10 protein-coding genes are annotated in these 12,382 nt (G+C 73.9%); 7 read left to right on the top strand and 3 right to left on the bottom strand.

The window, feature by feature from the left end; all coding sequences use genetic code 11:
• Nucleotides 1-3 precede the first annotated feature (3 nt).
• The gene (locus OHA37_RS08580; RefSeq protein WP_266903744.1) at nt 4-813 is read right to left on the bottom strand and encodes a PaaX family transcriptional regulator; all 810 of its coding nucleotides are present in this window, start codon (nt 811-813) and stop codon (nt 4-6) included.
• A 4-nt stretch (nt 814-817) separates the two neighbouring features.
• Nucleotides 818-2,443 carry an AMP-binding protein gene (locus OHA37_RS08575; protein WP_266903743.1) on the bottom strand — a complete coding sequence of 542 codons (1,626 nt, stop codon included), beginning with the start codon at nt 2,441-2,443 and terminating at the stop codon, nt 818-820.
• Between the two features lie 162 nt (nt 2,444-2,605).
• On the opposite strand from OHA37_RS08575, the gene OHA37_RS08570 reads away from it, so the two are divergent.
• The 3 genes from OHA37_RS08570 to OHA37_RS08560 all read left to right on the top strand — a co-directional run bounded on the left by OHA37_RS08570 (nt 2,606) and on the right by OHA37_RS08560 (nt 4,740).
• Entirely contained in the window at nt 2,606-3,808 is a 1,203-nt protein-coding gene (locus OHA37_RS08570; protein WP_266903742.1) for an acyl-CoA dehydrogenase family protein, read from the top strand.
• A complete protein-coding gene (locus OHA37_RS08565) occupies nt 3,805-4,203 on the top strand; it encodes a RidA family protein (RefSeq protein ID WP_266903741.1) in 399 nt (132 codons plus the stop codon). The genes OHA37_RS08570 and OHA37_RS08565 overlap by 4 nt, the downstream gene beginning before the upstream one ends.
• 120 nt (nt 4,204-4,323) lie before the next feature.
• Nucleotides 4,324-4,740: a hypothetical protein gene (locus tag OHA37_RS08560; protein WP_266903740.1), complete on the top strand. Its 417-nt coding sequence runs from the start codon at nt 4,324-4,326 to the stop codon at nt 4,738-4,740.
• A 98-nt stretch (nt 4,741-4,838) separates the two neighbouring features.
• On the opposite strand, the gene OHA37_RS08555 is transcribed toward OHA37_RS08560, so the two are convergent.
• Nucleotides 4,839-6,230, bottom strand: coding sequence for an aminopeptidase P family protein (locus OHA37_RS08555; protein WP_266903739.1), 1,392 nt, complete (start codon nt 6,228-6,230; stop codon nt 4,839-4,841).
• Between the two features lie 181 nt (nt 6,231-6,411).
• Between OHA37_RS08555 and OHA37_RS08550 the strand changes: the two genes are divergently transcribed.
• The 4 genes from OHA37_RS08550 (at nt 6,412) to OHA37_RS08535 (ending at nt 12,337) form a co-directional block, all read left to right on the top strand.
• Nucleotides 6,412-8,853: a collagenase gene (locus OHA37_RS08550; RefSeq protein WP_266903738.1), complete on the top strand. Its 2,442-nt coding sequence runs from the start codon at nt 6,412-6,414 to the stop codon at nt 8,851-8,853.
• Between the two features lie 48 nt (nt 8,854-8,901).
• A complete protein-coding gene (locus OHA37_RS08545) occupies nt 8,902-10,053 on the top strand; it encodes an NAD(P)/FAD-dependent oxidoreductase (RefSeq protein WP_266903737.1) in 1,152 nt (383 codons plus the stop codon).
• A gap of 549 nt (nt 10,054-10,602) precedes the next feature.
• Nucleotides 10,603-10,938 carry a (2Fe-2S)-binding protein gene (locus OHA37_RS08540; RefSeq protein ID WP_443046127.1) on the top strand — a complete coding sequence of 112 codons (336 nt, stop codon included), beginning with the start codon at nt 10,603-10,605 and terminating at the stop codon, nt 10,936-10,938.
• Complete coding sequence (locus OHA37_RS08535) at nt 10,919-12,337, top strand: FAD/NAD(P)-dependent oxidoreductase (protein ID WP_266903736.1); 1,419 nt, start codon at nt 10,919-10,921, stop codon at nt 12,335-12,337. Before OHA37_RS08540 ends, OHA37_RS08535 begins: the two co-directional genes overlap by 20 nt.
• Nucleotides 12,338-12,382 lie beyond the last annotated feature (45 nt).

The following is a 12,382-nucleotide window of genomic DNA, read 5'->3' as shown; positions in this document are numbered from 1 at the left end:
CCGCTACGGTTCCACGAAGCCCGCCCCGAGGTCCCGCAGCCGGTCGTGGAGCTCCGCGAAGACCGCCGCCGAGCGGTCGCCCGGCCAGTCCGCGGGGAGCAGCTCGCGCGGCAGGCCCGGGTCGGCGTACGGGAGCCGGCGCCAGGTGTCCAGTGCGAGGAGGTAGCCGCGGTAGGCGGCCTCCGGGGTGGGGACGGCCCCGCCCGTCTGCAGGGCGCGCAGCGACGGCTCGTGGAGGTCGAGGAACTCCTCGTGCTGCTTGGCCAGCGCCGCCAGGTCCCACCAGCGGGCCACCGACTCCGCCGTCGGGGCGAAGCCCAGGTGGGCGCCCCGGAAGAGCTCCACGTACGCCGTCAGGTGCAGCCGCTCCAGGGTGCGGCGGGTCTCCCCGTCCAGGTGCGCCGGGGCGATCCAGACGCCCGGCGCCACCGCGCCGAAGCCGAGCCCCGCGAGCCGGGAGCGCAGCAGGTGCCGCTTGGCCCGCTCCTGCTCCGGTACGGAGAAGACGGCCAGCAGCCACTCCTGGGACTCCGCCGGGCGGGCGGCCCCGTAGATCCGCCGGTCGCCGTCCTCCAGGAGCCGGCGGGCCTCCCCGGAGAGCTCGTACCCCGCCGCGCGGTCCCCGGTGCGCGCGGGCAGCAGGAAGCCGCGCCGCTTCAGCCGGGACACCGACGAGCGGACGGACGGAGCGTCCACGCCGGCCGCGCCCAGCAGGCGGACCAGCGCGGACACCGGGACCGGGCCCGGGAAGGCCCGCCCGTAGGCGCCGTAGAACGTGACGATCAGGGATCGCGGGGTGTGCTGCTCGACCACGGCTTCACTCTAATTCCTGATCGCGGAGCCGGAAGCGCTGCAGCTTGCCCGTCGCGGTCCGGGGCAGGGCGGGCAGGAAGACGAAGGTGCGCGGGCACTTGTGCGGGGCGAGCTCGGCGCGCATGAAGGTGCGCAGGGCGTCCTCGGTGAGGACCGCGCCCTCCCGGGGGACCGCGTACGCGACCACGATCTGCCCGCGCCGCTCGTCCGGGCGGCCGACCACGGCCGCCTCCAGCACGTCGGGGTGGCGCAGCAGCGCTTCTTCGACCTCGGGTCCCGCGATGTTGTACCCCGCCGAGATGATCATGTCGTCGGCCCTGGCCACGTAGCGGAAGTAGCCCTCCGCGTCCCGGACGTAGGTGTCGCCCGTGAGGTTCCAGCCGTCCCGTACGTACTCGCCCTGCCGCGGGTCCGCCAGGTAGCGGCAGCCCACCGGACCCCGTACGGCCAGCAGTCCCGGCACCTCGTCCGCGACCGGCAGGCCCGCCGCGTCCACCACCCGGGCCTCCCAGCCCGGCACCACGCGGCCCGTCGTACCGGGCCGGATGTCCTCGTCGGCCGCCGAGATGAAGATGTGCAGCAGCTCGGTGGCGCCGATCCCGTTGATGATCCGCAGGCCCGTGCGCTCGTACCAGGCCTGCCACGTGGCGGCCGGCAGGTTCTCGCCCGCCGAGACGCAGCGGCGCAGCGCGGAGAGGTCGTAGGCGCCCGTGTCGTACGGGCCCAGCGTGTCCAGCATCGACCGGTACGCGGTGGGCGCGGTGAACAGCACCGACACCCGGTGCTCGGCCAGCGCGGGCAGCAGCCGGCGCGGGGAGCCGTCGGCCAGCAGCAGCGCCGAGGCGCCGGCCCGCAGCGGGAAGACCACCAGACCGCCGAGGCCGAAGGTGAAGCCGAGCGGCGGACTGCCCGCGAAGACGTCCTCGGGGCGGGGTCTCAGCACCTCGCGGGAGAAGGTGTCGGCCACCGCGAGCAGATCGCGGTGGAAGTGCATGCAGCCCTTGGGGCGTCCGGTCGTGCCCGAGGTGAAGGCGATCAGCGCCACGTCGTCGGCGGAGGTCTCCACCGCCGGGAAGGGCTCCGGATGCCGCTCGGCCAGGCGCAGCAGGTCGTCCGGGTCCGCGCCGCCGTACGCGGTGATCCGCAGACCCGGCACCCCCGCCTTCACCAGGTCGTCCACGACCTCCGCGTGGCACAGGGCGTGGCTCACCCGGGCCATCGAGCAGACCGTGGCCAGCTCCTGCGCACGCTGCTGGGCCAGGACGGTGACGGCCACCGCGCCCGCCTTCATCACCGCCAGCCAGCACGCGGCGAGCCAGGGGCCGGTCGGGCCGCGCAGGAGCACCCGGTTGCCGGGGACCACGCCGAGGTCGCGGGTGAGGACGTGCGCGAGCCGGTCCACGCGGGCGTGCAGCTCCCCGTACGTCCACACCGAGCCGTCCGCGCCGCGGAAGGCGGGCCGGTCGGGGCCCAGCCGGGCGATGGTGGCGTCGAGCAGCTCCACGCCGCAGTTGAGCCGGTCGGGGTAGGCCAGGGCGGGGAGTTCGAAGAGGAGCCGCGGCCAGGCGTGCGCGGGCGGCAGGTGGTCGCGCGCGAAGGTGTCTCGGTGAGCGGAAGGCTTGAGCTCCAAGGCGGGTTCGCCCCCTTGCGACGGCCCGCGCCCCGGGTGGGGGCCGGACCCTGCGTATGGACTGTGGACCGAAGTGGAAGAGCCGGGCCGTGCGAACGCAGCACGAGCGTATCGTCATGGTGACGGGAGTCAACAGGACGCGATAGAGGCTGGGGCATACGGATGACCCGATTCACGGGATTCGCGCTCGGGACGGACCAGGAGGAGTGGTGCGCGCGACTGCGCGCACTGGCGGCGGAGCGGCTGCGGCCGCTGGCGGAGAAGGGGGAACCGGGCCGGGTCAACCGGCCGCTGCTCGCCGCACTCGGCGAAGAGGGGCTGCTGGGGCGGGTGTTCACCTCGGGCGCGCTGGACCTGTGCCTGCTGCGCGAGTCCCTCGCCTACGGCTGTACGGAGGCGGAGACGGCCCTCGCCCTCCAGGGCCTGGGCGCCTATCCGGTCCTGCGTTCGGGCAGCGACGCACAGCGCGAGCGCTGGCTGCCCGGGGTGCGGGCCGGGCGCACGGTGGCGGCCTTCGCGCTGAGCGAGCCGGGGGCCGGGTCGGACGCGGGGGCGCTGGCGCTCGAAGCGGTGCCCGGAGCGGTGCCCGAGGGCGCGGGCGGTGGCCGGGGCTGGCGGCTCAGCGGGGAGAAGTGCTGGATCTCCAACGCGCCCGAGGCCGATTTCTACACCGTCTTCGCCCGCACCGGCGAGGGCCCGGGGGCCAAGGGGGTCAGCGCCTTCCTGGTCCCGGCGGACCGGCCGGGGCTCTCGGGGGAGCCCCTCGACATGCTCTCCCCGCACCCGATCGGCGCGCTCGCCTTCGACGGGGTCCCGGTGGGCCCGGCCGACCTGCTGGGGGAGCCGGGCCGGGGGTTCAAGGTGGCCATGGACACCCTGAACCTCTTCCGCCCCAGCGTGGGCGCCTTCGCCGTCGGGATGGCCAGGGCCGCCCTGGACGCGACGGTGGCGCACACGGCGGCCCGTACCGCCTTCGGCGGGGTACTGGGCGACCTGCAGGCCGTGGCGCACCGGGTGGCCGAGATGGCCACCCGGACCGAGGCGGCCCGGCTCCTCGTGTACGCGGCGGCGGAGGCCTACGACGCGGACGCGCGCTCCCCGCAGGTGCCGAGGCGGGCGGCCATGGCGAAGCTGCTGGCCACCGAGACCGCCCAGTACGTCGTCGACCACGCGGTACAGCTGCACGGGGCGGCCGCCCTGCGCCGGGGCCACCTGCTGGAACACCTGTACCGGGAGGTGCGGGCGCCGAGGATCTACGAGGGGGCGAGCGAGGTGCAGCGCACGATCATCGCCAAGGAGCTCTACCGGGAGGCGCGGGAGATGCAGGAGACGCAGGAGATGCCGAAGGCGGGGGAAGGAGCATGAGCCTGGAGCGGATCAACCCGGAGGAGCTGTCCCCGGCGACGGGCTTCTCGCACGCCGTCGTCGCGAGCGGGAGCCGGCTGGTGTACCTGGCCGGGCAGACGGCCCTCGACGGGGCGGGGAAGGTGGTGGGGGAGACGCTGCCGGACCAGTTCGAGCGGGCGCTGGCGAACCTGCTGGCGGCGCTGGAGGGGGCGGGCGGCTCGCCGGCCGAGCTGGCGCGGGTGACCGTCTACGCCGTGGACGTGGCGGACTACCGGGCCCGCGCTCACGAACTCGGCCGGATCTGGCGCCGGTTGGCGGGCCGGGAGTATCCGGCGATGGCGGTCATCGGCGTGGTCCGGCTGTGGGACGAGGAGGCGCTGGTCGAGCTGGACGGGCTCGCGGTGCTCCCGTAGGCCTTTTCGCTGGTGGGAGCGGGTGCTTTTGACAGTGGCCAGGGGAGGGGGGAGGGTGGAATTGGCTCATAACGGAGTAATCCGGACCAATCAACCCTTCATTCTCGGAGGTGTATGACTATGCGCCGTGGGTTCGTTGCGGCCGCCGTGGCAGGGGCCGCCGGGATCACGCTCGGCCTGATGCCCGTCAGCAGTGCCTTTGCCACGAGTCTTCCGCAGACGTATCGGTGTTCCGACTGGCGTGGCAGCGACTGGCGCGCGGACGACTGGTGGCGCTACTGCTGCGACACCTCGCGCGGGGACCGCCCCAGCTGGTGCTGGGACGACAACGACTGGGACAACAACAGCTGGCACAGCAACTGGGACAACGACAGCTGGAACAACGACAACTGGAACCACCACGACAACTGGAACGACAACGACAGTTGGAACCACGACAACGGCAACTGGAACCACGACAACGGCAACAACTGGCGTGACGGCGACGGCGGCCGGAACGACGGCGGCTACCGCAACGGGAACAACTGGAACGACTGACTGACCGCCCGGACCCGGGCCTGCCGGGACCGGGCGCAGCGGGGCGCGAGGCCCGGGCGCGGTGGACCGCGCCGGGGCCCGCCCCGCTCCACGGCCCGCTACCGGCCGCCGTCCTCCAGCAGGTTCCCCATCCATTCCTCGATGCCCGCCACCGTGCGCGGCAGGGCGCCCGACATCAGCCGGGCGCCTTCGGCCGTGATCACCAGGTCGTCCTCGATGCGGACGCCTATGCCGCGCAGCTCCGGCGGGAGGGTCTCGTCGTCGGGCTGGAGGTAGAGCCCGGGCTCCACCGTGAGGACCTGGCCCTCTTCCAGGACCCCGTCCAGGTACGTGTCCGCGCGCGCCTGCGCGCAGTCGTGCACGTCGAGCCCGAGCATGTGCCCGCTGCTGCACAGGGTGTAGCGCCGGTGCAGATCGCCCTCGGCGTGCTTGAGCACCCCCCACTCGGCGAGCCCCTCCGCGATCACGCGCATGCCGGCCCGGTGGAAGTCGCGGAAGCTCGCGCCCGGCCGCAGCGCCGCCATGCCCGCGTCCTGCGCGGCCAGGACCAGCTCGTACACCTGGCGCTGGACGGGGGAGAACCGGCCCGACAGCGGGAGGGTGCGGGTGACGTCCGCCGTGTAGAGGCCGTCGGTCTCCACGCCCGCGTCCATCAGGAGCAGGTCGCTCGCGTTCAGCCGGCCGTCGTTGCGGATCCAGTGGAGCACGCAGGCGTGCGCGCCCGACGCGGCGATCGTCTCGTAGCCGGTGCCGTTGCCCTCGGCCCGGGCGCGGCGGTTGAAGACCCCCTCGATCCACCGCTCGCCGCGCGGGTGGGCCAGGGCGCGCGGGAGGTCCCGTACGACGTCCTCGAACCCGGCGGTGGTGTGGTCGACGGCGAGCTGCAGCTCGGCCACCTCCCAGGCGTCCTTGACCAGGCGCAGTTCGGAGAGGGCGGTGGCCAGTTCCGGGTCGGCGGCGGCGTTGCGCCCCGTCGGTGAGCCGAGCGCGTCCAGGTGGGCGCAGCGGATGCCGCAGAGGCGCTCCGCCTCCGCGAGGTCGGGGCGGCGGCCGACCCAGAACTCCCCGTAGCGGCGGTCGCGGTAGAACTCCTCGTTGCCGCCGGTGCGCGGTGAGCGCGGGCGCAGGTACAGGACGGCCTCGTGCCCGTGCGGGCCGGCCGGCTCCAGGACCAGGACGTGGCCGACCTGGTCCTCGCCGGTGAGCCCGGTCAGCCAGGCGTACGCGCTGTGCGGGCGGAACCGGTAGTCGCAGTCGTGGCTGCGGACCTTCAGCTCACCCGCGGGGATGATCAGCCGTTCGCCGGGGAAGCGGGCGGAGAGGCGCGCGCGGCGGGCCGGGGTGACGGCGTACGCGGGGACGCGTGCGGCGTCCGGTAGCGGGGAGGCCGCCCAGTCCGACGCCATGAAGCGGGACAACTCGGCTGATACCGGCAGGTCGTGACTGCCGATGTTGAGCCCGGTGGTGGGGCGGGAGGGGGTGTCGGGCACAGGGGCTCCCTCAAGAAGATGCGAACTGGTGGGCGCACAGGTCTTGTCAGTGCAATTTCACATTACTATGTTACAGCTCACACCGCGCTGTGTTGGTCGCCGTTAATCCCCGCCAAACACCGCGCGAAGCAGGGCAGTTCCGCACTTTCCCCTCACCGCCCCTCCCAGCCAGGAGTCCTTGGTGTCCCAGCACAGAGTCGTGCGCACGTCCCTCCTCTCCGCCGCCGTCGCGGTCACCCTCCTCGCCACTGCCGGCCAGGCCGTGACCCTGGCCGCCGAGACCGGCGCCCGCGCCGACGCCGCGGGTGTCACCGCGCCGGGTGCCTTCGCCGGTGGCGCCGCGGGAGCCGCGGGCGCCGAGGCGGGGGCGAACCCGTTCGACGAGGTCGAGCACCTCGCCGACGCGCGGCCGGCGGCCCCCGCGCCCGCACCGGCCCCCGGCGGCGAAGTCCCGGGCGGCGGCCGGGCCGTCGCCGACGGCAAGGTACCCGGCGCGGTCGCCGAGGCGGGCGCCGCCCCCGCGTCGGCCGCCGCCCCTTCGCCCGCCGCGAAGAGCGGCAGGCTCGCCGCCCCCGCCGCCCGGGGCACCGCCGCGGGCGTCCCCTGCACCCTCGACGGGATCACCGGGCTCACCCCGGAGCAGTTCGCCGACTTCCTCGCGGACCCGGCCGTCACCGCGGCCAAGGGCGGCTGTCTCTCGGGCCTCATCTGGACCTGGGACGCCCGCCTGGCCCCGGTCATGTCGGACGCCCACGTACAGGCCGTCTCCCGCCGGATATCCGGCCTGGCCGCCTCCCACGACGGCCTGAACTCCTCCCATCTGGAGGAGATGTTCACCTACCTGCACGCCGTGGCCTACCACGACCACTCCCGCACCGAGATCGACGTCACCGACGCCCCGACCGTCGACGCCATGCGCCGGGCCATCGCCGCCTTCGCGGGCGCCGCCCGCACCTTCGACGCCACCGCATCCAACGCCCGCACCCTGCGCGAGGCCCTCTACGCCGGCAGCGCCCCCGGCCTGCGCCACCACCAGCTCGGCCTGATCGGGAACGTCCTGGCCACCATGGACCCGTCGCACACGGCGACGCATCTGGACACCGCCTGGGCGGGCGCGGCGCTCGCCGCCCTCTCCGTCAACTACCTCGGCGTGTACAACAACGACACCGCGTTCCACGCGGCGGCCGCCGCCGACGCCCCGTACCGCGCCGGCTTCAAGAACTTCGCGACGTACGCCCACCTCAAGGGCACCGCGAACGCCTGGGTGGCGCGCGACGCCATCGCCGAGTTCGGCCGCTTCGGCCAGATCGCGGGGCTGAAGGACGCCGTCACCGCCGACCTCGGCGCGCTCCTGGCCCCGGCCAGGGCCGCCTTCGGCGACGGCAGCGAGCCGTGGGCGAAGGCCGTCTCCTGGCTCAACTTCTACCAGGCCTGCAAGCCGTACGGGGTGTGCAAGGAGGACATCGAGCGGGAGCTCTTCCCGAACACCTACACGTACGACAACGGCGCCATCAAGGTCCGCACCGCCCTCGACCGGGCCACCGTCGACCAGCTCTACTACGCGAGCAAGCAGGTCAAGACCCAGTACCACCGGGTCGTGGGCACCGACCAGCCGATCGCCGGGGACGCCAACACCACCCTGAACATCGTGCTCTACGCCTCGCGCGCCGACTACGTGAACTACCACCCGGTCCTCACCGGCTACGGCACCAACAACGGCGGCATCTACATCGAGAACGGCGCCACCTTCTACACCTACCAGCGCCGCGTCCCGCAGGACTCCCAGCTCACCCTGGAAGAGCTCTTCCGCCACGAGTACACGCATTACCTCAACGGCCGCTTCGCCGTCCCCGGCACCTTCGGCCAGGGCGCCTGGTACCAGGGCGACCGTACGACCGCCATGGACGAGGGCACCGCCGAGTTCTTCGACGGCGCGACCCGCGACAACGGCATCGCCGTACGCAAGTCGCTGATCAAGAGCATCATCAACGACACGGCGGGCGGCGGCCCGCGCATGTCGGTGGACCAGCTCCTGCACGCCACCTACGCCAACGACGGCTTCCGCTTCTACGGGTACTCGGGCGCCTTCTTCGAGTTCCTGTGGACCGAGCAGCCCTCGAAGCTGCGGGAGATGTACGGGTACCTGCGGGCCGACGACCCGGCGGGCTTCGACGCCTGGCGGAGCCGGATGGGCCGGGACGCGGCCGTCCAGAGCGGCTACGACCGGTTCCTGGACGCCCAGATAGCCAAGGTCGACCAGCTGTTCGTGCCGAACACTTCGTTCACCCCGAACGCGCAGCTGCGCGACGCGGCGCTCGCGGACGTGAAGTCCGCCTTCGCGACGGCCACGTACAGCACCCCGGACTGCGTGGAGAACGGCGAGCCGGGCAAGCGCCGGTTCACCTGTACCGGCAGGATCACCGCGAACCTGAAGGACTGGCGCAGCGAGGACCAGAACTTCAAGGACATGTCCGAGACGGTCGACTACTTCATCCTGGACCGGGCGGGCGCGGCCTCTAACAATCTGGCCGACATGAACTGCTCCTTCGGCGTACTGGACGTCTGGACCAACCGGGTCGCGGGTACGTCGAGTTACAGCTGCGAAGGGCCGCTGCGCGGCTGACCTCGGCCACCTCTGTCCACCCCTAGAGATATGTGACATATTACTGCCGTGCCCAGACACTCCCCGGACCTCGTGATCATCGGCGCCGGCGTCGTCGGAGCCGCGTGCGCGTACTACGCGGCGCGTGCCGGACTCCGCGTGGCCGTCGTCGACCGCGGCCCGGTCGCCGGCGGCACCACCGGCGCCGGCGAAGGCAACCTGCTCGTCTCCGACAAGGAGGCCGGCCCCGAGCTGGACCTCGCGCTGCTGTCGGCGCGGCTCTGGCGCGAGCTCGCGCTCGAACTCCCGGAGGAGATCGAGTACGAGGCCAAGGGCGGCCTGGTCGTCGCGGCCGACGAGGCCACCGTGAAGGCCCTGCGGGGCTTCGCGGACGGCCAGCGCGCGGCCGGGGTCGACGCGGTCGAGGTGGGACCGGGGGAGCTGCGCGAACTGGAGCCCCACCTCGCCCCGGGCCTGGCGGGTGGCTTCCTCTACCCGCAGGACGCCCAGGTCCAGCCGGCCCAGGCGGCGGCGCGGCTGCTGGCGGCGGCGCGGGGTGTGGAGGTGCACCTGGGGGAGGAGGTCACGGAGCTGCTCCGTGGTCCTTCGGGCGAGCTGCGTGGCGTCCGTACGGCTCGCCGCGACCTCTTGGCCCCGGCGGTGCTGAACGCGGCCGGCACCTGGGGCGGGGCGGTGGCGGCGCTGGCCGGAGTCGAGCTTCCGGTGCTGCCCCGGCGGGGGTTCGTCCTGGTGACGGAGCCGCTGCCCAGGGTGGTGCGGCACAAGGTCTACGCGGCGGACTACATCGCGGACGTCGCGAGCGGGTCGGCGTCGCTGCAGTCCTCCGCCGTGGTCGAGGGGACCCCGGCGGGGCCGGTCCTGATCGGCGCCACGCGGGAGCGGGTCGGGTTCGACCGCTCGCTGTCCACGGAGGCGCTGCGGAGGCTCGCGGCGCAGGCGGCCGCGCTCTTTCCGGTCCTGGCGGACGTGAAGGTCCTGCGGACCTATCACGGCTTCCGGCCGTACCTGCCGGATCATCTTCCGGCGATCGGTGCGGATCCGCGGGTGCCGGGGCTGTTCCATGCGTGTGGGCACGAGGGGGCGGGTATTGGGCTTGCGCCGGGGACGGGGGTGCTGATCGCGGCGGCGCTGACTTCTGCGATGCCTGCTCTGGATCCCGGTCCTTTTGCGCCGGCCCGCTTTGCGGAGTCCCCGCGATGACTGTGGGTGCGGCGCCGTTGCCGGGGACCGGTCCCCGGGCCCCTGCGCCTCAAACGCCGGCGGGGCTGGGGTGTGGTCGGGGTCTGCTTGGCTGCGTCGGGTGGGTCGGTGCCGGGGTCGGGGTGGGGTGTCGGCCTGGACTGCATGATTTAGGCGCCCCCTCCTCAACTCCGACAGGGTGTGGGGTGTACCAGCGCCACAAATCACGCTTTACGTCCAGGCCGACACCCCACCCCGCCCCCGTCCCCGCCCCGGGCCGCCATCAGCCCCGAACGGGGGGAGCCCAGGCCCTTCGGCCCCGCCGGTGGTTGGGGCGCGGAGTCCCTGGGACCCTTTCAGTCGCCCGGGGGTTGGGTCTTTTCAGCCGTCCGGCGTTTGAGGACCGGGTCGGGGCGGAGCCCGGGGGCATTCCCAGCCTCGCCGGCGTTTGAGGCGCGGGTCCGGGCAGCGCCCGGGGAACGGTGGAAGGGCGGGTAGGGGACTTGGCCCCGCAGGGCAGTCGTGGTGCGGGACACGCTCCGCGTCAGAGGAACTAGGAGGACGGAAGCGATGAGCGAAGCGATGAGGGGGCGGCGAAGGTCGCCCCGCGACCTGGTGGGCGGAACCGCCGCGGAAAGCTGGAGCCTGCGCTTCGACGACCGCGAGCTCCCGGCCCAGTCCGGGCAGAGCATCGCCGCCGTCCTCTGGTCCGCCGGCATCCTCGCCTGGCGCACCACCCGCGAAACCGCCGCCCCCCGCGGAGCGTTCTGCGGGATCGGCAGCTGCTACGACTGCCTCGTCACCGTCAACGGCCGCCCGAACCAGCGCGCGTGCCTCGTCCCCGCCCGCCCGGGCGACCACGTCACCACCCAGGAAGGGACCGGCCATGACGACCTCGCCGTCTGACCTCGCCGTCGTCGGTGCCGGCCCCGCCGGCCTCGCCGCCGCGGTCGCGGCCGCCGGGCTGGGCCTGAGCGTCATCCTGCTCGACGCGGGGGAGCGCCCCGGCGGGCAGTACTACCGACACCCCGCGCCCGGACTCGGCGCCACCCGCCCCGAGGCCCTGCACCACGGATGGTCCGCCTTCGCCTCACGCGAAGCCGCCCTGCGCGCCCACGTGTCGGCCGGGCGGATCACGTACCTGCCCCATCACCACGTCTGGACGGTGACCCCGGATTCCGGTGAGAGCCCCGGCTGGACCCTGCACGCCGTCGCCGGCCCCGACGAGGATCCCGCCACGGTCCGGGCCCGTGCCGTTCTGCTCGCCACCGGGGCCTACGAGCGCCAGCTCCCCTTCCCCGGCTGGACCCTGCCCGGGGTCGTCGGGGCCGGCGGGGCGCAGGCCATGCTCAAGGGTGGGCTCGTGCTCCCGGGCAGCCGGGTCGTCGTCGCCGGGAGCGGGCCGCTGCTGCTCGCCGTGGCCGGCTCGCTCGCCGCAGCCGGGGCCCGGGTGCCCGCCGTCGTGGAGGCCGCTGCGTACACCGGCTACGCCGCCCACGCCCCCGCCCTGCTCCGCAACCCCGGCAAGCTGGTGGAAGGGGCCACGTACGGCGGGGCGCTGGTTCGCCACGGGGTGCGTCTGCTCACCCGGCACGCCGTCACCGAGGCCCACGGCACCGACCGGGTCGAGGCCGTCACCGTGGCCCGGCTCGACCGCGACTGGCGCCCGGTCCCGGGCACCGCCCGCCGCATCCCGTGCGACGCCGTGGCCGTCGGCCACGGGCTGGTGCCCCAGCTGGAGCTGGCCACCGGTCTCGGCTGCGCCACCCGTCCGAGCCCGGACGCCACCGTCGCCCTGGAAGTGGATGCCGGGCAGCGGACCTCCGTCCCCGGGGTCTGGTCCGCCGGGGAGACCGGCGGCATCGGCGGAGCTCAGCTGGCCCTGGTCGAAGGGGAGATCGCCGCTCATTCGGTCGCGGGCCGGCCGGTTCCGGCGCGCCTCGCCCGTACCCGTACGAGGCTGCGCGCCTTCGCCGCCGCGATGGCCGGCGCGCACCGCCCGGGTCCCGGCTGGACCGGCTGGCTGCGCGAGGACACCGACGTGTGCCGCTGCGAGGAGGTGCCGGCGGGCCGGATCCGGGAAGCCGTCGAAGATCTGGGGGCGCGGGACGCCCGTACGGTCAAACTCCTTACCCGGGCCGGCATGGGCTGGTGTCAGGGCCGGATGTGCGGCCCGGCCGTCGCCGCCCTGGCCGGTACCGATCCCGCTCCCGACCGCAGGCCGCTGTCCTGCCCGGTTCCGCTGCGCCACCTCGCCGCGCTCCCGGCCGAACCCCCGGCCGCGCTTTCCCCCGAACTTCCCTGACGGGACCGCCGACAGGGCGGCCGCACCTCTTGTGGCCACGTCACA

It is taken from the genome of Streptomyces sp. NBC_00335 (assembly GCF_036127095.1).
Lineage (GTDB): Bacteria > Actinomycetota > Actinomycetes > Streptomycetales > Streptomycetaceae > Streptomyces.
The sequence above is the reverse complement of the archived record's forward strand: the minus strand, read 5'-3'. Positions and strand labels throughout refer to the sequence as shown.

Excerpts from the sequence above, each read along its gene's own strand:
- OHA37_RS08570 (WP_266903742.1), top strand. The coding sequence starts at position 2,606 with ATGACCCGATTCACGGGATTCGCGCTCGGGACGGACCAGGAGGAGTGG.
- OHA37_RS08560 (WP_266903740.1), top strand. The coding sequence starts at position 4,324 with ATGCGCCGTGGGTTCGTTGCGGCCGCCGTGGCAGGGGCCGCCGGGATC.
- OHA37_RS08540 (WP_443046127.1), top strand. The coding sequence starts at position 10,603 with ATGAGCGAAGCGATGAGGGGGCGGCGAAGGTCGCCCCGCGACCTGGTG.
- OHA37_RS08565 (WP_266903741.1), top strand. The coding sequence starts at position 3,805 with ATGAGCCTGGAGCGGATCAACCCGGAGGAGCTGTCCCCGGCGACGGGC.
- OHA37_RS08535 (WP_266903736.1), top strand. The coding sequence starts at position 10,919 with ATGACGACCTCGCCGTCTGACCTCGCCGTCGTCGGTGCCGGCCCCGCC.